The organism is Frankiales bacterium, from assembly GCA_016125335.1.
GTDB lineage: Bacteria > Actinomycetota > Actinomycetes > S36-B12 > CAIYMF01 > Longivirga.
In genome coordinates, this window is the sequence record WGLY01000020.1 from 1 (window position 1) to 17,875 (window position 17,875).

Below are 17,875 nucleotides of genomic sequence, written 5' to 3' on the forward strand. Positions count from 1 at the left end.
CCGGGTCATGCCGCGCGATCAGCTTGTCGAGGAACTTGCGCAGCTCCGAGGCAGTCAGGGTGCGGGCCTTCTCCAGCGCTTGGGTCTCGATCGTCGCGAGGACCTCGGGATCCGTGAGGTAGCGGGTCTGGTCCACGAGGACGGCGCAGTGCCGCTCGGTGATCTCACCTGCCGCCAGCGCGGCACGGAACGCGGGGAAGACCTCCTTGAGCGCGAGTGCGCGGCCGATCTCCCTCGACGCGCCGTAGGCGCTGTTGCGGGTGGCGTAGGCGACCTCCTGCTCGGCCGCGGCCTCCGCGTACGCGTTGCTGACCCTCGGGTCCGGGCACGCCTTCCCAGCGAACGCCGCCTCCGCCGCCAGACGCAATGACGCCAGCCGGGCTTCGAGCCGTCCCACCACCGACAGGTAGTCGATCAGCTCGGCCGGCTCCGTGATCGCCTCGACGTCGACCTGCTCGAACAGGATCAGGTCGGTCGCGTCCACGGGCTGCTCGAGCAGCGGCAGCAGTGCGCTGGGGTCGCCGGTCAGCCAGGCGATCGGGTCGTGGACGTCCCAGTCCGGGTGGAACCCGAGGCCCACCGGGCCGAACGAGGGGGCGGTGTCCCGGTCGTCGACGACGGTCATCGGGCACCTCCCACAGGTTCGGCTGGGGTTCGAACGAATGTTGGAATGCTACCCGAGACCACTGACAGGCACAACCCTCAATCCCCAGTATTTCCAAGGGATTTCGCCGTTCCGTCCTCCACAGCCTGTGGACGCCGGGACGGGCAGGTGAAAGCCCAGCCCGGGCTTGAGCGTGGACGCGTCGCAGCGCACGACCGGGAGGTCGGGGGCGCGGAGGCCTCGTCGTAAGAGCCGTGAATGCTGCGAGAGCCGAGAGACGCGCAGCACGCGCCGTCGATCGTCACCGGCTGGTGGACGTGCCCGCGCGGAGCCCCGTCGGAGGTGCTGCGACACGTGCCCGGACGCACCTCGGGGCGGCCACCCGCAGGTGACCGCCCCGAGAGGAGCGTGGCGCGCCGGATCAGCGGTTGAGGATCGCCAGCAGGCGCAGGAGCTCGAGGTAGAGCCACACGATCGAGGACGCCAGCGCCATGCCGAGCGACCAGGACCACGAGCGCGGCGCACCGGCGGCGATGGCGTTGGCGGCGGCGCCGATGTCGACGAGCAGCGACCAGCAGGCCAGCGCGACGCCGACGGCGCACAGCACCAGGCCGATGCCGGACACGCCGTAGAAGCCCCACCCGCCGCCGACGCCGAACAGCGCGGCGACGATGTTGGCGATGCCGAGCAGGAAGTAGCCGATCATGACGCCGATGAACAGCTTGCCGGCGCGGCTCGCCCGCTTGCCGAAGGGCGTGGAGTACACGAGCAGCATGGCGACCGCGCCCGCGACGGTGCCGAGCACGGCCTGCGTGATGAGGGCGACGTTGTCGTTGTAGCCCGTGGTGGCCATGTGGGTGAAGGCGCCCATCATGAGGCCGAGCAGGGCGCTGTAGCCGAGCGCGAGACCGGGGCTCACCGGCGAGCGCCGCGCGACGTAGAACCCGGCGGCCATGAGGACGACGATCAGGCCCAGGTAGAGGACGATGCTCCCGCTCAGGAACAGCCAGCCGGGAACGGCGGCGACGATCGCGATGCCCAGGCAGGCGGCGGTCGCGACGATGACGTCCGGGAGCTGGACCGTCTCGGTCGTGGTCGTCATCGAGGTGCGAGCAGGGCCGTCCTTGAGGGCCTTCTCCACCTCGGCCAGCATCTGGTTGGCCACGCGGACTCCATCTGTCGGGGGTGTCGGGACCGGCCCGCACCCTCTGCGGCGAGCGCTGCTCTGCAGCGATCACTCCGATGATAACCGGGGGTCCGGAATCCGGCCCGGGCGTCGCCGCAGGCAGGGGCGTCCTTCGCCCCCGCCGATCAGCGGAAGACGGCCGCGATCTCCGCGAGCCGCTCCGGGACGACGGAGTACCAGGCCCACGTCCCGCGGCGCTCGCGCCTCACGAGACCTGCTTCGCCGAGCACCTTGAGGTGGTGCGACACCGTGGGCTGGCTGAGCCCGAGCGGCTCGGTCAGGTCGCACACGCAGGCCTCGCCGGAGTCGGCGTCGCGCAGCAGCGCGAGCAGCTGGAGCCGGGCCGGATCGGCCACGGCTTTGAGCAGCGCGGCCAGCGCCTCGGCCGTGCCGCGGTCCATCGGCTCCGCGATGCCCGTGGGGCAGCACTCGGGCCCCGAGAGCAGCGGCAGCGCGGTGCGGTGAGCGGGCCGCGTACGGGTGCGGGCAGCCGGCACGGGTTCCTCCTCGCCGTCCCTTGCATCGATGGTCGTCGATGTCCTACGGTGCATCGACCGTCATCAACATAGACCATGATCGATGCAGGAGTCACGATGGCACGTGTGCAGCTCGCCCTCAACGTCGCGGACCTCGAGGCGTCGGTCGCCTTCTACTCGACGCTGTTCGGCGTCGAGCCGCACAAGCGGCGTCCTGGCTACGCGAACTTCGCGATCGACGAGCCGCCGCTCAAGCTGGTCCTCATCGAGGTGCCGGCCGAGGCGCGCGGGGCCGGCGTGCACGGGGCGCTCAACCACCTCGGCGTGGAGGTCGCCTCCACCGAGGAGGTAGAGGCCGGTGCCGCACGGCTGTCGGCCGCCGGACTGGCCACCTTCGACGAGAAGGACACCACCTGCTGCTACGCGCTGCAGGACAAGGTGTGGGTGCACGACCCGGCCGGCGCGCCCTGGGAGCTGTACGTCGTCAAGGACGACGACCCCGCCGGCGCCCGCCCGGCCACGGCGTCGCTCCCGCTGCTCGAGCTGGCCGGCGACGGCACCTGCTGCACGTCGACGCCGGTCCCCGCCGGCGCCGAGCCGGAGTCCGTCACCGCCTGCTGCTGAGGAGCGAGCCACCGTGCCCGACACCACGTCCGTCCTGTTCGTCTGCGTCCACAACGCGGGCCGCTCGCAGATGGCCGCGGCCTACCTCGCGGCGCTCGCCGGCGACCGTGTGCAGGTGCGCTCGGCCGGCTCGGCGCCCGCCGACTCGCTCAACCCCGCGGTGGTCGAGGCCATGCTCGAGGACGGCATCGACATCTCGGCGGAGTCCCCGAAGATCCTCACCACCGAGGCCGTGCAGGACTCCGACTACGTCATCACGATGGGGTGCGGCGACACCTGCCCGTTCTTCCCCGGCAAGACCTACCTCGACTGGGAGCTCGACGACCCGGCCGGCCGCGGGGTGGAGGCGGTGCGACCGATCCGCGACGAGATCCGCCGTCGCATCGAGGCGCTGGTCGCCGAGATCGACGCGGCCGCGACGTGATCGCGACGCCCTTGGGGCGTCGGCTGCTCGCCGAGGCACTCGGCGCCGGGCTGCTCGTGGCCGCCGTCGTCGGCTCCGGGATCATGGCCGAGCGGCTCTCGCCCGGTGACGCCGGCCTCGCCCTGATGGAGAACGCCGTCGCCACGGGCGGTGCCCTCGTGGTGCTCATCGCGCTGCTCGGCCCCGTCTCCGGGGCGCACCTGAACCCGGTCGTCTCCCTCGTGGAGGGGTGGCTGGGCGGCCTGCCGTGGCGCGAGGTGCCGGCGTACGTCGCGGCGCAGGTGGCCGGCGCGTGCCTGGGTGCCGTGGTGGCCAACCTCATGTTCGGGCTCTCCGCGGTGAGCGTGTCGACCCACGACCGCAGCGGCCCGGGCGCGCTGCTCTCCGAGGTGGTCGCGACCGCCGGGCTGCTGCTGGTGGTGATCGGGCTCGTGCGCGGTGGACGGTCCGCCTGGGTGGCACCTTCGGTCGCGGCCTACATCGTGGCCGCCTACTGGTTCACGGCGTCGACGTCGTTCGCCAACCCGGCCGTCGCCGTGGCCCGCACTCTCTCCGACACCATCGCCGGCATCGCGCCGTCGAGCGTGCCGGGGTTCGTGGCGGCGGAGGTGGTGGGTGCGGTGCTCGGCACCGCGACGGCGCTCGTGCTCTGGCCCGTGCACTCGACCGCGCCCGCGGTCGCGGTGGAGGTCGTCGCGCCCGTGGACTAGCCCGCGGACGGCGAAGCCCCGCTCCGCGCCGCCCGGGGTGCCGGGCGAGGTGGAGCGGGGCCTCGGGCCGCCGTCGTCGACGCAGGTCGACGCAGCGGGTGGGTCAGCCGAGCTTGCGGTGCGCGCGCACCATGTCGGCCTCGTGCACGATGGCGGTGGCGAACCCGTGCGAGAGCCCGTGCTCGTCGCGCAGCCAGTTGACCTTCTCGTCGAACCGGGAGAACGAGGGGCCGTCCTCGAGCGCGCGCATCCAGTCCTTGAGGTCGCGGCCGGTGGCCGTGGGGAGGCGGTCGACGAGCTGCTGGTGGGTCTCCTCGGAGTGACGGATCATCGACGTCTCCTGTGCTCGGGCCGGTGTGCTGACCCACCGTAGCCCGGCCGGGTGCCGCTTGGGCAGGCCAACCGACCGATTCGTGGACGCCTCTGGGAGGCTCCTGGCGTGGACCAGGACGCCGACCCCGCGCAGGCCGCGCGGACCCAGCTCGAGCGCACCGTCGACCGGGTCCGGGCGATGGGCCTGGCCCGCCTCGAGGCCTCGTTCGAGCCCGAGCCGACCCGCGCCGAGGCGGTGCGGCGGGCGGCCCAGCGGCTGGCCGACCTCGCCGCCGCGCTCGAGGACGAGCCGGTGCGGCCAGTGCCGGTGCTGGCCGTCCACGCGGTGGGCGACCAGCTGGCCGTGTGCGGCCACGACCTGCTCGACGCCGCGGCCGGGCCCGCTGCAACGGACCGTGCGGAGGCGGCCCGGGCGGCCCTCGTGGAGGCGGCCGACGTCCTGCTGGACCTGCGCCGCCGCCTGTGACCCGACGCCCTGGCCAGAGCTCTCAGGCGCCGGGGAGGGCCGGCACCGGGCCCGTGCCCGACTCCGGGCGGGCCAGGCCCACAGCCTCGAGGACGTCGGGCAGCATGGCGTGGGCGCACGCGGCGTAGCCCTCGGCGGAGGGGTGGAACCGGTCGGCCGAGAAGTACACCTCGGGCTCGGCCGCGAACAGGGCGCCGATCTTCTCGGCGAGGGGCACCGGGCGCCCGCCCGCTCGGCGCACCCCGATGTCCTGCGCGGCGGCGAGCTCGCGCGACATCCGGCCGGCCACCTGGCGCAGCGGCGCGGCGATCGGCCGCACGGTGCCGAGGTCCGGGCAGGTGCCGACGACGACCTCGCTGCCCGCCTCGCGCAGGCGGGCCACGGCCTCGCTGAGCAGCTGGACGGACTTCTGCGGCCGCACCAGGTGCGTGACGTCGTTGGCGCCGATCATGATCACGGCCACGTGCGGGCGGACGGCGAGCACTCGCTCCACCTGAGCCTCGAGGTCGCGGCTCTGGGCCCCCACGACGGCGACGTTGGTGAGCAGCACCGGCCGGTGCGAGGCGGCCGCGAGCTCGGCCGCGAGCCGGCCGCCGGCGGTGCCCTGCGCGTGCTCGGCGCCGAGGCCGGCCGCGCCGGAGTCCCCGAGCACGGCCAGGCGCAGCGAGGTGCCGCGCGCGGCGTCCGAGCCGGGGGGCAGGTAGCGGCCGTCGGCGTACGGCGGGACACCGCGACGGGGGCCGATCGCCCGCCGCGCCTGGCGCGCCTGGACGACCATCACGCCCACCGCCGCCCCCGCCACCGCGGTGCCGACGCCGAGCAGCCCGCCGCCGCCCTTGGCGGCGGCGGACGCGATACGGCGCACCCGCTCGTCGCGGATCGGCAGCACCGGGAAGGTCGCGGGCACGGCCACATCCTCCCCTCTGGGTCCGACGTATGCACCGCTGTTCGGGCCCGTCCTGTGGGCCTCGCCACGTCCGGCGCGTCGACCCGGCCGCTTCGCCGTCCCCCGCGCGTGCCGCGACAGCGTGCGCCGCTCGAGGCGGGACCACCCCTCGCGGGCGGCTAGGGTCGGCGCCATGCAGGTCTACGACAGCGTGGTCGAGCTGATCGGGCACACGCCCCTGGTGCGGCTCCACTCGGTGACGGCCCATCTCGGCCCCGACGCCCCGGACGTCCTGGCGAAGGTCGAGTACCTCAACCCCGGCGGCTCCGTGAAGGACCGCATCGCCACCCGCATGATCGAGGCCGCCGAGGCCTCCGGCGAGCTCCAGCCGGGGGGAACGATCGTCGAGCCGACGAGCGGCAACACCGGTGTCGGTCTCGCGATCGTGGCGCAGCGCAAGGGCTACCGCTGCATCTTCGTGTGCCCGGACAAGGTCAGCGCCGACAAGCAGAACGTGCTGCGCGCCTACGGCGCCGAGGTGGTCGTGTGCCCCACGGCCGTCGACCCCGAGGACCCGCGCTCCTACTACTCGGTGTCCGACCGCCTGGTGCAGGAGGTGCCGGGCGCCTGGAAGCCGGACCAGTACTCCAACCCGCACAACCCCCGGTCGCACTACGAGACCACCGGTCCTGAGCTGTGGGAGCAGACCGACGGGCGCATCACGCACTTCGTCGCCGGGGTCGGCACGGGCGGCACCATCAGCGGCACCGGCCGCTACCTCAAGGACGTCAGCGACGGCCGGGTGCGGGTGATCGGCGCCGACCCGGTCGGCTCGGTCTACTCCGGCGGCACCGGCCGCCCCTACCTCGTGGAGGGCGTCGGCGAGGACTTCTGGCCGACGACGTACGACCGCACGGTGGCCGACGAGATCGTCGCGGTGTCCGACCGCGACTCGTTCCTCATGACCCGCCGGCTCGCGCGCGAGGAGGGCCTGCTCGTGGGCGGCTCGTGCGGCATGGCCGTGCAGGCCGCGCTCGAGGTCGCCGCCCGCGCCGCCAAGGACGACGTCGTCGTCGTGCTCCTGCCCGACGGCGGCCGCGGCTACCTGTCCAAGGTCTTCAACGACGAGTGGATGGCCGACTACGGGTTCCTCCAGACCTCGGGCGAGCGCACCGTGGGCGACGTGCTGCGCAGCAAGTCCGTCGACCTCCCGCAGCTGGTGCACACGCACCCGCAGGAGACGGTGCGCGAGGCGATCGACATCCTGCGCACCTACGCCGTGTCGCAGATGCCCGTGGTGCGCGCCGAGCCGCCGGTGAAGGCCGCCGAGGTGGTGGGCTCCGTCGTCGACCGCGACCTGCTCGACGCGCTGTTCGAGGGGCGGGCGCACCTGTCGGACCCGGTCGAGAAGCACATGAGCGCCGGGCTGCCGATGATCGGCTCCGGCGAGCCCGTGGCCGCGGCGGTCTCGGCGCTGGAGAAGGCCGACGCCGCGATCGTGGTCGACGACGGTCTGCCGGCCGGCGTGGTGACCCGGCAGGACCTCCTGCACTACCTGTCCAGCTGAGCGCCGGCGGCGACGCGCCGTCACCCGCCCGGCGCGCGGCCGGAACCTTTCCGCACGACGGGGTCGTTAGGCTCGCGACGACGGCCCGACCGAGGGGGACCAGTGCCCGACCAGCCCGACACGCCCGACCAGGGCGGCGCGCAGGGGAAGCCCGGCAAGCCGGGGAAGTCCGGCAAGCCCGGGAAGCAGGACGCCCGCTCCACCCGGGAGAAGGCGGCCGCCGCCCGCGCCGAGGCGCTGCGCGCCGAGCGGGCCCGTCAGCGCCGCACCTCGATCCTCATCGGGCTCGGGCTCGTGGTGCTCGTGGGGCTCATCGTCGGCGCCGTCGTCTGGAACAACGCGCAGTCCTCCACCCCCAGCGGCTCGGTCACGCTTCCCGCCCCCGACCCCGGCGCCGCCCTCCCCACGGGAGTGCTCGGCAGCGACTCCGACACGGCCTACGGCTATCCCCTCGACCCAGCGGCGGGCACGCCGGTCCTCCAGGTGTGGGAGGACTTCCAGTGCCCCATCTGCAAGGAGTTCGAGGCGACCTACGGCAGCAGCCTGAAGAAGCTCGCGCAGGACGGGACCGTGAAGGTGGTCTACCGCCCGACCATCTTTCTGGACTACAGCCAGCTGGGGCTGGGCACCGACCACGCGTCCGCCCGCGCCACGTCCGCATGGGGCTGCGCCATCGACGCCGGCGTCGGCGAGGCCTACCACTCCACGGTGTTCGCCAACCAGCCCACCGAGGGCGTGGGCTACACACAGGACGTGCTGAAGCAGTTCGGGGCCACGGCCGGCCTGAGCGGGGGAGCGCTCACGACCTTCGACTCGTGCGTCGACCAGCAGACCTACCTGGGCTGGGCGTCGAACTCCTACCAGGCCTTCCAGGACAACGGGATCCCCGGGACGCCCAACCTGGTGCTCAACGGCAAGGAGCTGCCCGACTCGGTGCGCGGGCTGTCGCCGGCGGACTTCGTCGCCTACATCACGCAGCACCGCAACGACTGACGCCGGCGCGTCGACGTCGCGCCCGTGCCGCCTTCGTCAGAGCTTGCGCACCATCTGGATGGCGGTGACCTCGAAGCCCATCTGTTCGTAGAGGGCCTGGGCACCGAGGTTGTGCCCGAACACGTTGAGCCCTACGGAGACGACGCCCCTCGCGCGCAGCTCCTCGACGGCGGCCTCGAGGATCGCGCGGCCGTAGCCGTGCCGCCGCAGGGGCTCGGGCACCTCGAGGTCGTAGCCGAACGCGGTGGTGCCGTCCGGGGTGTCGGTCAGCGCGACCCAGAGGATCCCGACCTCGCGCTCGCCGTCGTACGCCGTCCAGAGGAGCTGACCCGGCGTCGCGAGCCCGTCGGGGAGCAGGCGCGCGTAGTCCTCGGCCGCCTTGGCCCGTGACTCGGCGTCGCCCTTGGCCCCGGCCAGGCGCATGCTCTCGGCGTACCCCTCCTCCGCGGTCGCGCGGTAGGCGTCGTACTGCTCCTGGGTCATCGGCTCGAGCCGCACCTGCACCATGCGCGGACCCTAGCCGCGGGGCCGGGCGGGACACGGCTCGGTTTCGACGGGGACGGCGCCGGTGCGCCCGGGTGATGCTGCCAAGGTGGTGCCCGTGGTCCCCCCGTTGTGGAAGCGCGCCCCGCTGCGCGCGTTCACACGCGGGGGCGGCGGGGTGCTGCTCGTGGGCGCGCTGCTCGCGGCCACCACGAGCGCCGCGTCGGCGCCGATGTTCGGCCAGCTGGCCGGCGAGGCGGCCCTGTCCGCGACGCTGGCCACCGTGCCGGAGGGAGCCCGCACGTCGGACTCTCCCGCCGTGAGCCTCGTGGGCGGCCGGTCGCCGCGCAGCGCCGACCAGGTCGTGTACCAGCAGCGGATGGCGCTCATCCCGGGGCTGACCACGCCGACCATCACCGGGCAGTCCGTGGGCCCGGACCTGCACCACGCACCCGCCGCGGCCGAAGGACCCCATCCCGCCCACGATCACGCTGCCGCTGGCCGGCACGTACGCCGTCGCCGCCGACGGACGCCGCCCCGCCGACCCGCCGGGCACGGCCATCTGGTCGCGGCGCGTCGGCGGCCTGCCCACCGACGCCTCGCTCACCACGCTGCCCGCCTACCTCGTGGTGGGCGACGTCGACACCGTGGACCGCGCCTCGCAGGCGATCGGCGACGACCTCATCTGGCGGGTGAACGCCGAGCTCGCCCCGGGACTGACGCTGGACGCGGCGAAGGTGACCGCGGCCGGCGTCGCGGAGCTGCGCGACGAGACGAAGGCGCCCAACGGCGAGCCGCCCGGTCCGCTGCGGCTCGGCGTGGTGTCGGGGATCGAGTCGCTGGTGGCCGAGGCGGACTTCCTCGCGGGGCTCACCCGGCAGCGTGGCGACCTGCTCGCCGGCGCGGGCGTGGCGGCGGGGCTGCTGACAGCGCTCGGCCTCGCGGTGCTCCTGGTGCTCGACCGTCGGCGCGAGCTGCGCCACGGGGCTGCCGTGGGGGTGGGGCCGGTGCGGGTGCTGGGCCTGTGGTCGCTCGAGGCGCTGCTGCCCGCCGTCGTCGCGGTGCTGCTCGGCGTGCTCGTCGCCTGGCTGGTGCTGCGCGCGGCCGGACCCCCCGGGCCGCTGCTCGCGACGTCGGTCGGCACGGGCGCCCGGCGGGCCGTGCTGGTGGGGCTGCTCGGCGTCGTCGGGATCGGCGCCGTGGGGGCCGTGGCCGTGGTGACGCTCGAGCGCGGCCTCACGGCGCGACCGCGCGTGCGCGTGCCGTGGGTGGCGGTGCTCGTGGTGGGTGCGGTCGTCGCCGCGGTCGCGGCGTGGACGACGCCGGCCAGGTCGCCGGGTCCGGTCGCGCTCGCGGTGCCCGCCCTGGTGTGCGCCGCCGTCGGCGCGCTCGTGGCGGTGCTCGTCGGTTGGGCGGTGCGGGTGGTCGCGCGCCGCCGCGCGGCGGCCCTGCCCCGCAGCGCCGCGCGCGCCTCCCGCTGGCTCGCCGTCCGCCGCCTCGCCGGCGCCGGAAGCGAGCAGACGTTCGTGGTGTCCGTGATGGCGCTCGGCCTCGGCATGACCCTGTTCGCGATGTCCGCCGTCGCGGCGGCCCAGGTGGCTGTCGCGGACCGGGTGGCGGTGGCGAACGGCGCCGCCACGGTCGCCCAGATCGACGGCTCGTGGCTGCTCGACCCCGACGCGCCGCGCCTGCCGACGAACGAGGAGCTCGCGGCCGGCGTGAAGGTGCCGAAGGGCCGCACGCCGCCGGTGCCCGACGGCATGACGCTGGTGTGGCGCTCGCTCGTGTCGCTCAGCGGCGAGTTCGGCTACCGCGACCTCATGGCCGTCGACCCGGCGCAGCTGCTCGCCGTGGCCGACTGGGGGGAGGGCGCCACCATGGCCCGGGCGCGCGACGCCGTCACCGCACTGGCCTCCGCGGACGCGGTCGCGATGCAGGATCCGTCGCGCGCGGCGATCCCGGTCATCGCCGTGAACGAGCCGAGCCTGCGCGCCGGCGACCTCGCGGTGCTCAGCGGCCAGGCGTGGACCTCGCCCGTGTCGGTCGTGGCGAGCGTGCCGGCGTTCCCGGGGCTGCGCAGCCGGCCGATGCTCGTGGCGGCCACGCCCACGCTGTTCGCCAGCCAGGCGCGCTACGACCCGCGCCTCGCGCCGCCGGACGAGACGCTGTCCAACCGGCCGTTCGCCGAGACCTGGCTGTGGTCGTCGGGCTCCTCCCGCGAGCTCACCGACTACCTGGCGCAGCACGGCGTGACGCCCACCGCGCTGACGACGACGGACCAGGCCGCGCAGACGCCCACCATCGCCGCGGCGACGCGCTCGCTCGGCTACCAGGGCGCGGTGGGCGCGTTCCTCGCGCTCGTGTCCGTGGTGGTCGCCGCCGTGTACGCGCGCCGGATGGTGCGCCGCTCCCGCGCGGCCGACGCCCTGCTCGTGCGGGTCGGCGTCGGGCGGCGCGGGGTGGGGGCGGCGCGCACGTGGGAGCTCGGGCTGCTCGTGGTGGTGGCGCTCGTGGCGGCCGTGGCGTCGGTCGTGCTCGTCTCGCCGCTCGGCCCCCTGCTGCTCGACCTCGACCGGGGCGCGAGCCCCGCCTACGAGCTGCACCCGACGTGGGCCGGTGTCGCGGTCACCTGCGCGGTGGCGCTCGTGATGCTCGTGGTGGCGTGGCTGTCCGGGGTGCGCCCCACGACGTCGTCGCGCGGACCGTCGCCGGAGGAGGTGCTGCTGCGTGAAGGGAGCTGAGCCGGCGTCCCAGGTGGCCGTGCGCTGCCTGCGGCTGGTGAAGATGTACGCCGCCCCCACCGGCGAGACGCAGGCGCTGCGCGGGGTCGAGGCGGAGTTCCGCACCGGCACCGTGAGCGCCGTGACCGGGCCGTCGGGCAGCGGCAAGTCGAGCCTGCTCTCGATCGTCGCGCTCCGGGAACGCCAGACCGGCGGCGACCTCGAGGTGCTCGGGCACGCGGCGTCGGCGATGTCGACGTCGGCCCTCGCGGCCTTGCGCCGCAAGCACATCGCGTGGGTGGCGCAGCGCCCGACGGAGGTGCTGTTCCCGCACCTCACGGCGCAGGAGCAGCTGGCCCAGACCGCCGCGCTGCGCGGCGGCGACGGCGAGGACGTCACCGCGCTGCTCGGGCGCATGGGTCTCGAGCACCGGCGTGCCGCGCACGTCGCACAGCTCTCGGGTGGCGAGCAGCAGCGGCTGGCCGTGGCGGTTGCGGTGCTCTCGGGCGCGGACGTCGTGGTGGCCGACGAGCCGACGGCCGAGCTCGACGACGAGTCCGCCGCCCTCGTGCTCGCCGAGCTGCGCCGGCGCGCGGAAGCCGGTGCGTGCGTAGTGATCTCGACCCACGACGACCGCGCGATGCGGGCGGTGGACCGCACGCTGGCGCTGCGGCACGGCGTCCTGTCGTCGGAGCGCTCGCAGAGCGGCGTCTCGCTCGCGGCGATCGACTCCGCCGGGCGGCTCCAGCTGCCGGCGTCGGCCCTGGCGCTGTTCCCGGACGGGCGCGCCGTGCTCGAGGTGGGCGACGCCGAGGTGCGGCTGCGGCCACCGCACGACACGGGGGAGGGGTCGTGAGCGCCGCCGCCTCCGGGGACGCCACCGTGGTGGTCGTCGACCGGGTGACGCACGCCTTCGGGCCCGAGGCGTCCGACGTCGTGCTGCACGACGTCTCCTTCGAGGTGGGACCGGCCGAGCTCGTGGTGCTCGCGGGCCGGTCCGGCTCGGGCAAGTCGACGCTGCTGCACCTGGTGGCCGGCGTCGCGCACCCCACCCACGGCACGGTGCAGGTGCTGGGCCGCGCGGCCGACTCGTGGGGTGACTGGGCCACCGTCGCGCTGATGCCGCAGCGCTCGTCGGTGAGCCCGGAGCTGTCGGTGCGCGAGAACGTCGGCCTGCCCGCCGCGCTGCGCGGGCGCGACGTCGACGACGCGCTGCTCGATGCGCTGGGGCTGGCCGAGATCGGGCACCGCCCGGCCGCCGACACGTCGCTGGGGGAGCAGCAGCGGGTGTCGGCCGCGCGGGCGCTCGCCCTCACGCCCACCCTCGCCCTGCTCGACGAGCCGACCAGCCACCAGGACGACGACCACGTCGACCTTGTGCTCGCGGCGCTGCGCGACGCCGGCCGCGCGGGGACGGCGCTGCTCGTGGCCACGCACGACCCCCGGGTGATCGCGATCGCCGACCGCACCGTGCACCTCGCCCAGGGCCGCGTCGTCGACCCCTGACCCCGCCCGACCCCGTCGTTACGGCCCGAAAGCGCGGAGACCGGGCCCGGATCCGGTTCTTCGGGCAGTAACGACGGGTCCGGACCGGAACGCGGTTGACCGACGCGGTCGCGTGGGCCAGCCTTCACGGCGGCCGGGGTCCGCCCGGCCCCATCCCGAGGAGCACCCGTGCACACCCCCGTCGACGCGACGAGCACCCGGCGCAGCGAGCGCCCGGCGCCCGGCTGCGCGTATCGACGCCGGGCCGGGCTCCTGGGCCATCCGTTCCCCAGTCGGCGCGAGGACCGCCCCCAGCGCTGAGGACGGCGCCCCGCGCGCAGCGGCGTCGTCGTCCGCGCAGCGGCGCGAGCAGGCCGCTCCGGGGCGAGCACGCCGCGCTCCGGGGCGAGCAGGCGCGCTCCGAGGCGAGCAGTCCGCGCTCCGGCCGTGCGCCGTGCGCTCGCGCCTCGGTCGTCGTCAGCCGCGTCGTCCGGCTGCCCGGCCCGACGCCGGCCCCCGTCCCCATCCGATCGTCCGCGACCGTCCCCTGGCCGCGGTGCGGCATCGTCAGCAGCACCACCACGAGAGGAGAAGTCCCATGAGCCCCACCGCCACGGCGCACGGCACCGTGCTGTCGTGGGCGTCCACGATCGAGCCGGACGCGCTCGCCCAGGCAGCGCGCACGGCGTCGATGCCGTTCGTCGTCACGCCGCTCGCCCTCATGCCCGACGCCCACGTGGGCAAGGGGTCCACCGTGGGCTCGGTGATCGCGACCGAGGGCGCGATCATCCCCGCGGCCGTCGGAGTCGACATCGGCTGCGGCATGGCCGCCGTCGACACCGGTCTCACGTCGCACGACCTGCCCGACACGCTCACCGGCCTGCACGGCCGGATCTCCGGCTCCGTACCGGCCGGCGTCGGGAAGGGCCATGGCGACCAGGACGTCGACGTCCTGCGCGTCGTGACCCGTCAGCCGGCGACGGACCTCGCGCAGCGCGGCCTCGACCGCACGGCGCGGGAGCAGTACGGCTCGCTCGGGTCCGGCAACCACTTCGTGGAGGTGTGCCTCGACGAGCGCGACCACGTGTGGGTCGTGCTGCACTCCGGGTCGCGCGGTGTCGGCAACAAGCTGGCCGCGGCGCACATCAAGGCCGCGCAGGGCCTGATGAAGCAGTGGTTCATCAGCCTGCCGGACCCGGACCTCGCCTACCTCCCGCAGGGCACCGCGCAGTTCACGGCCTACGTCCGCGACCTGCTGTGGGCGCAGGAGTACGCCGCGGCCAACCGGGCGCGGATGCTGCGGATCGTCCTGGACGAGTTCGCCGCGTTCCTCGGCCGGGCGCTCGAGCCGGTGGAGGAGATCAACTGCCACCACAACTTCACGCAGCAGGAGCACCACCGGGGTCGCGACCTCTGGATCACCCGCAAGGGCGCAATCCGGGCGGACGCCGGCCGGCTCGGGATCATCCCCGGCTCGATGGGGACCCGCTCCTACATCGTGGAGGGCCTCGGGTCGCCGGCGTCGTACGAGTCGTGCTCGCACGGCGCGGGACGCCGGATGTCGCGCTCCGCGGCCACGAAGGCGCTCTCGGTCGAGTCGCTGCGCTCGGCCATGGAGGGCCGCACGTGGAACGCCGGCGACGCGGCACGGCTGGTCGACGAGCACCCCGCGGCGTACAAGGACATCGACGAGGTGATGGACGACCAGCGCGACCTGGTCCGTCCGCTGCACACCCTGTCGCAGATCCTGAACTACAAGGGGGTCTGACGACGACGCTCGGCCCGGTCGGAGAGACCGGGCCGAGCGTCGTCACGGGGTCACCGCAGTGCGGGCGTCACAGCGGGGGAAGGGCGATGCCGGTCTCCGCGTGGCAGTCGTAGCCGTGGGGCACCTTGAACAGGTACTGCTGGTGGTAGTCCTCGGCGTAGTAGAACGGCAGGCCCTCCGCGGAGAGCACCTCGGTGGTGATGGGGTCGAAGCCCTTGGCCACGAGGACCTTCTCGTAGGCGTCGCGCGTGGCGGTGGCCAGCGCGGCCTGCTCGTCGGTGGTCGTGTAGAGCGCCGAGCGGTACTGCGTGCCGACGTCGTTGCCCTGGCGGTAGCCCTGGGTCGGGTCGTGGTTCTCCCAGAACACCTTGAGGACGTCGTAGGTCGACACCTTGGCGGGGTCGTACACGACGAGCACGTTCTCGGCGTGCCCGGTGCGGCCGGTGCACACCTCCTCGTACGTGGGGTTCGGCGTCACGCCGCCCTGGTAGCCGACGGCGGTGGTGTAGACGCCGGGCAGCCGCCAGAAGCGCTTCTCCGCGCCCCAGAAGCAGCCGAGGCCGACGTAGAGGTGCTCGAGGCCCTCGGGGAAGGGGCCCTCGAGCGGGGTGCCGAGCACCTCGTGGCGCTCGGGCACGGCGAACGGGCGGGTGGGGCGACCGGGCAGGGCGTCGTCGGGGGTGACCATCCGGGTCTTGGCCGAGGAGCCGAACAGGAACATGGGACCAGCCTCTCCGGGGGTCGCGGTGTGGGCAACCGCTGACCCGCACCCATCCCAACCGCGCGGCAGGCCCGGGGCTTCCCCCGGGTCCTTACCGACCGATGACGTCGCCCCGGCCGGGCCGCGGCGCGACGACGACGGGTCCCGCGTGCGGGTGAGCGACCGCCCGGCCGGCTCAACCCCGGCCCGATGCTGCCGATGCCTCACCGGAGGGCACGCGCGACGGTACTGAGGGGTCCGTCGCGGATCCGGAACGGCAGAGCGGGCAGGGGCGCACGGTCATGAGGACGCCGGAGCGGGTCGACGACGTCGACCCCGATGCGGGGGTCGGCGGGGAGCCGACGCCCGGCCGCGCCGTGCCGCCTTGGGCATCCGGCCGGGTCGGCCCGCGACTGCGGCTGCGCTGGGTCGTGCCGGTCACGCTCGCCCTCGCCCTCGTGCTGATCAGCTCGGCCAGCGTCCTCGCGGTCGCCGTCGCGTCGCGGGCCCACGAGGCCGAGAGCCAGCAGGAGCTCACCCTCGCCTCCGCCGCGCGCGAGGCGTCCGCGCAGGTCTCGCGGCAGGTCGACGTCGTGCGCCTGGCCGCGCTCCTCGCCGGGCGCGACCCGGCCCTGGCCGCGGTGCTCACGTCGCCGACGGCGCCGACGCCGGCCCAGCAGGAGGCGGCCCGGCGGCCGCTCGTCGCCCTCACCGAGCTGCGGCCCGGGCTCGTCGCGGTGGCGCGGCTGCGCACCACCAGCGGGCGCGAGGTGCTGCGCGTGCTCGACACGACGACGCCCACGGCCGACGGCCCCCTGCCGCTGATGCGCACCGGACTGGGCTCGCCCTGGCTGGCGACGGCGCTCGCGCAGGGACCGGGCACGGCGTACACGACCGAGCCGCACGCGTCGGTGACCGTGGTCGACCCCGTCGTCACCACGGTGACGGCGGTGGGCCCGGCGGGCGAGCCGGCCGGGGTGCTGGAGATCGAGTCCTCGGTGCCGCAGCTCACCGCCGCGGCCGCCCGCTCGCTGCCCGCGGGCGCGCAGCTCGGGGTGCAGTCGGCAGGCGAGGCGGTGATGCACCTCGGGGTCGACCTCGGCCACGGGTCCGGCGGCGTCGTGGCCGACGCCGGGTTCGTCACGGCGTGGCAGCGCACCTCCTACGACGCCGCGCTGCCGGGCGCGGTCGACCTCGACTGGGTGGTGAGCGTCTCCGAGCCGGTGGCCGCCGTGGCGGCGTCCGGCGAGCAGCTGGCCGCGCTCCTGCTGGGCGGCCTGGGTGCGCTGCTCCTCGTCGTGGGGCTGGCCGGCGCCGTCGCGTGGGTGGTGCAGGTGCGCCGACGCCGGCGCGCCGAGGCCGAGCAGGCGGTGCGGCTGCAGCGACGCCTCGCCGACATGTCCGAGGCGCTCGGCCGGGTCGCGCAGGGCGACCTCGCCGCGGCGATCCCGGTGGAGGACTTCGCCGAGAGCGACCTGCGCGCGATGGCGGCGTCGTTCGACTCGACGATCGCCCGGCTGCGCGGGCTCGTCGCGCAGGCGCAGGAGTACGGCGGCGCCCTCGCGGAGGCCAGTACGGCGCTGCGCGCCGGCGCCACGCAGCAGGCCTCGGCGGCCGCGGAGCAGACCAGCGTGGTGGCCGAGACGACGGCGACGATCGAGGAGCTCGCGGCGACCGCGGCCCAGATCGCGCTCACCTCCGAGCAGGTGGCGCGCGTGGCCGGCGACACCCTGCGACTCACCGAGGAGGGCCGGCTCGCCGTGGGCCAGTCGGTCGAGGCGATGGACGTCGTGGCCGACCGGGTCGAGCGGATCACCGAGCGCGCGGTGTCGCTCGGGGAGACCGGCCGGGAGATCGGCCGCATCCTCGAGGTGATCGACGACCTGTCCGAGCGCACCAACCTGCTGGCGCTCAACGCCGCCATCGAGGCGGCGCGAGCGGGCGAGCACGGCGCGGGGTTCGCCGTCGTCGCAGCGGAGGTGCGGCGCCTGGCCGAGCGGGCCCGCGCGTCGACGACGCGGATCCAGGGCCTCGTCGGCCGGATCGCGACCGAGGCGGGCGCCACGGTGCTCGTCGCGGAGGAGGGCCAGCGCGAGGTGGACCGGGCCCGCATCGTCGCGCACGACGCGGCGGCCGCGCTCGACCGCATCGCCGACATGGTCGACGAGACCACCACGGCCACGCGCGAGATCTCGATCGCCTCGGCGCAGCAGCGCTCGGCGTCCGACCAGGTGGTGCTCGCCATGGGTCAGGTGTCGCAGGTGTCGCGGCAGTACAGCGCCGGCTCGCGCCAGGCGGCGTCGTCGGCCCGCGAGCTCGCGGCGCTGGCCGAGTCGATGCGCGGCTCGATCGACACCTTCACCGTCGCGCACCCGGGCCGCCCTCCCGCGGCGCCGGACGTGCACGAGGCCACCGCCGAGGCGCCGGTCGACGAGCTGGTCTGATCCGGG

19 protein-coding genes are annotated in these 17,875 nt (G+C 75.0%); 11 read left to right on the forward strand and 8 right to left on the reverse strand.

Features of this window, described 5'->3' with window-relative positions:
* From GC157_11775 to GC157_11785, 3 genes are all read right to left on the reverse strand, one after another.
* Positions 1–625, reverse strand: a 625-nt coding sequence (locus tag GC157_11775; GenBank protein ID MBI1378144.1) for a DUF222 domain-containing protein, incomplete at its 3' end; no start/stop codon positions are given.
* Positions 626–1,025: 400 nt separating this feature from the next.
* A complete protein-coding gene (locus GC157_11780) occupies positions 1,026–1,769 on the reverse strand; it encodes a hypothetical protein (protein MBI1378145.1) in 744 nt (247 codons plus the stop codon).
* A 146-nt stretch (positions 1,770–1,915) separates the two neighbouring features.
* Positions 1,916–2,341 (reverse strand): metalloregulator ArsR/SmtB family transcription factor, encoded by a 426-nt coding sequence (locus GC157_11785; protein ID MBI1378146.1) that lies wholly within the window; start codon positions 2,339–2,341, stop codon positions 1,916–1,918.
* Positions 2,342–2,383: 42 nt separating this feature from the next.
* Between GC157_11785 and GC157_11790 the strand changes: the two genes are divergently transcribed.
* Genes GC157_11790 through GC157_11800 form a run of 3 tightly spaced genes read left to right on the forward strand, consistent with a single transcriptional unit; the run spans position 2,384 to position 4,024 of the window.
* On the forward strand, positions 2,384–2,890 hold the full coding sequence (locus tag GC157_11790) for a glyoxalase/bleomycin resistance/dioxygenase family protein (GenBank protein MBI1378147.1): 507 nt from the start codon (positions 2,384–2,386) through the stop codon (positions 2,888–2,890).
* A 13-nt stretch (positions 2,891–2,903) separates the two neighbouring features.
* Positions 2,904–3,314, forward strand: coding sequence for a phosphotyrosine protein phosphatase (locus GC157_11795; protein ID MBI1378148.1), 411 nt, complete (start codon positions 2,904–2,906; stop codon positions 3,312–3,314).
* Positions 3,311–4,024 carry an aquaporin family protein gene (locus tag GC157_11800; protein ID MBI1378149.1) on the forward strand — a complete coding sequence of 238 codons (714 nt, stop codon included), beginning with the start codon at positions 3,311–3,313 and terminating at the stop codon, positions 4,022–4,024. The genes GC157_11795 and GC157_11800 overlap by 4 nt, the downstream gene beginning before the upstream one ends.
* Positions 4,025–4,127: 103 nt before the next feature.
* On the opposite strand, the gene GC157_11805 is transcribed toward GC157_11800, so the two are convergent.
* Positions 4,128–4,355 carry a DUF4287 domain-containing protein gene (locus GC157_11805; protein ID MBI1378150.1) on the reverse strand — a complete coding sequence of 76 codons (228 nt, stop codon included), beginning with the start codon at positions 4,353–4,355 and terminating at the stop codon, positions 4,128–4,130.
* Between the two features lie 108 nt (positions 4,356–4,463).
* Between GC157_11805 and GC157_11810 the strand changes: the two genes are divergently transcribed.
* Positions 4,464–4,823 carry a hypothetical protein gene (locus tag GC157_11810; protein ID MBI1378151.1) on the forward strand — a complete coding sequence of 120 codons (360 nt, stop codon included), beginning with the start codon at positions 4,464–4,466 and terminating at the stop codon, positions 4,821–4,823.
* A gap of 22 nt (positions 4,824–4,845) precedes the next feature.
* Here the strand turns inward: GC157_11810 and GC157_11815 are convergent, their stop codons facing one another.
* Positions 4,846–5,904: an SGNH/GDSL hydrolase family protein gene (locus GC157_11815; GenBank protein MBI1378152.1), complete on the reverse strand. Its 1,059-nt coding sequence runs from the start codon at positions 5,902–5,904 to the stop codon at positions 4,846–4,848.
* Here GC157_11815 and GC157_11820 point away from each other — a divergent pair.
* Together GC157_11820 and GC157_11825 are read left to right on the forward strand one after the other, a co-directional pair.
* Positions 5,903–7,276, forward strand: a complete 1,374-nt coding sequence (locus tag GC157_11820) for a cystathionine beta-synthase (GenBank protein MBI1378153.1) — start codon at positions 5,903–5,905, stop codon at positions 7,274–7,276. The two genes, GC157_11815 and GC157_11820, sit on opposite strands and share 2 nt — an antisense overlap.
* A gap of 102 nt (positions 7,277–7,378) precedes the next feature.
* Positions 7,379–8,269, forward strand: a complete 891-nt coding sequence (locus GC157_11825) for a thioredoxin domain-containing protein (GenBank protein MBI1378154.1) — start codon at positions 7,379–7,381, stop codon at positions 8,267–8,269.
* A 36-nt stretch (positions 8,270–8,305) separates the two neighbouring features.
* Here the strand turns inward: GC157_11825 and GC157_11830 are convergent, their stop codons facing one another.
* Both GC157_11830 and GC157_11835 read right to left on the reverse strand, forming a co-directional pair.
* The gene (locus GC157_11830) at positions 8,306–8,776 is read right to left on the reverse strand and encodes a GNAT family N-acetyltransferase (GenBank protein MBI1378155.1); all 471 of its coding nucleotides are present in this window, start codon (positions 8,774–8,776) and stop codon (positions 8,306–8,308) included.
* A gap of 9 nt (positions 8,777–8,785) precedes the next feature.
* Positions 8,786–9,157 carry a hypothetical protein gene (locus GC157_11835; GenBank protein ID MBI1378156.1) on the reverse strand — a complete coding sequence of 124 codons (372 nt, stop codon included), beginning with the start codon at positions 9,155–9,157 and terminating at the stop codon, positions 8,786–8,788.
* A 224-nt stretch (positions 9,158–9,381) separates the two neighbouring features.
* Here GC157_11835 and GC157_11840 point away from each other — a divergent pair, with 224 nt between their 5' ends.
* The 4 genes from GC157_11840 to GC157_11855 all read left to right on the forward strand — a co-directional run bounded on the left by GC157_11840 (position 9,382) and on the right by GC157_11855 (position 14,725).
* Positions 9,382–11,493, forward strand: a complete 2,112-nt coding sequence (locus GC157_11840) for a hypothetical protein (protein MBI1378157.1) — start codon at positions 9,382–9,384, stop codon at positions 11,491–11,493.
* Positions 11,480–12,328 (forward strand): ATP-binding cassette domain-containing protein, encoded by an 849-nt coding sequence (locus tag GC157_11845; protein MBI1378158.1) that lies wholly within the window; start codon positions 11,480–11,482, stop codon positions 12,326–12,328. Before GC157_11840 ends, GC157_11845 begins: the two co-directional genes overlap by 14 nt.
* The gene (locus GC157_11850; GenBank protein MBI1378159.1) at positions 12,079–12,978 is read left to right on the forward strand and encodes an ATP-binding cassette domain-containing protein; all 900 of its coding nucleotides are present in this window, start codon (positions 12,079–12,081) and stop codon (positions 12,976–12,978) included. Before GC157_11845 ends, GC157_11850 begins: the two co-directional genes overlap by 250 nt.
* Before the next feature lie 577 nt (positions 12,979–13,555).
* Complete coding sequence (locus tag GC157_11855) at positions 13,556–14,725, forward strand: RtcB family protein (protein ID MBI1378160.1); 1,170 nt, start codon at positions 13,556–13,558, stop codon at positions 14,723–14,725.
* Between the two features lie 67 nt (positions 14,726–14,792).
* Here the strand turns inward: GC157_11855 and msrA are convergent, their stop codons facing one another.
* A complete protein-coding gene (msrA, locus tag GC157_11860; GenBank protein ID MBI1378161.1) occupies positions 14,793–15,446 on the reverse strand; it encodes a peptide-methionine (S)-S-oxide reductase MsrA in 654 nt (217 codons plus the stop codon).
* Positions 15,447–16,822: 1,376 nt separating this feature from the next.
* Between msrA and GC157_11865 the strand changes: the two genes are divergently transcribed.
* Positions 16,823–17,869 (forward strand): hypothetical protein, encoded by a 1,047-nt coding sequence (locus GC157_11865; protein ID MBI1378162.1) that lies wholly within the window; start codon positions 16,823–16,825, stop codon positions 17,867–17,869.
* The last annotated feature ends 6 nt before the right edge of the window (positions 17,870–17,875 follow it).

What these genes read in the sequence shown, in the direction of transcription:
- GC157_11820 (MBI1378153.1), top strand. Translation starts at nt 5,903, where the DNA reads ATGCAGGTCTACGACAGCGTGGTCGAGCTGATCGGGCACACGCCCCTG.
- GC157_11830 (MBI1378155.1), bottom strand. Translation starts at nt 8,776, where the DNA reads ATGGTGCAGGTGCGGCTCGAGCCGATGACCCAGGAGCAGTACGACGCC.
- GC157_11805 (MBI1378150.1), bottom strand. Translation starts at nt 4,355, where the DNA reads ATGATCCGTCACTCCGAGGAGACCCACCAGCAGCTCGTCGACCGCCTC.
- GC157_11855 (MBI1378160.1), top strand. Translation starts at nt 13,556, where the DNA reads ATGAGCCCCACCGCCACGGCGCACGGCACCGTGCTGTCGTGGGCGTCC.
- GC157_11815 (MBI1378152.1), bottom strand. Translation starts at nt 5,904, where the DNA reads ATGGCGCCGACCCTAGCCGCCCGCGAGGGGTGGTCCCGCCTCGAGCGG.
- GC157_11790 (MBI1378147.1), top strand. Translation starts at nt 2,384, where the DNA reads ATGGCACGTGTGCAGCTCGCCCTCAACGTCGCGGACCTCGAGGCGTCG.
- msrA (MBI1378161.1), bottom strand. Translation starts at nt 15,446, where the DNA reads ATGTTCCTGTTCGGCTCCTCGGCCAAGACCCGGATGGTCACCCCCGAC.
- GC157_11785 (MBI1378146.1), bottom strand. Translation starts at nt 2,341, where the DNA reads ATGCACCGTAGGACATCGACGACCATCGATGCAAGGGACGGCGAGGAG.
- GC157_11865 (MBI1378162.1), top strand. Translation starts at nt 16,823, where the DNA reads ATGTCCGAGGCGCTCGGCCGGGTCGCGCAGGGCGACCTCGCCGCGGCG.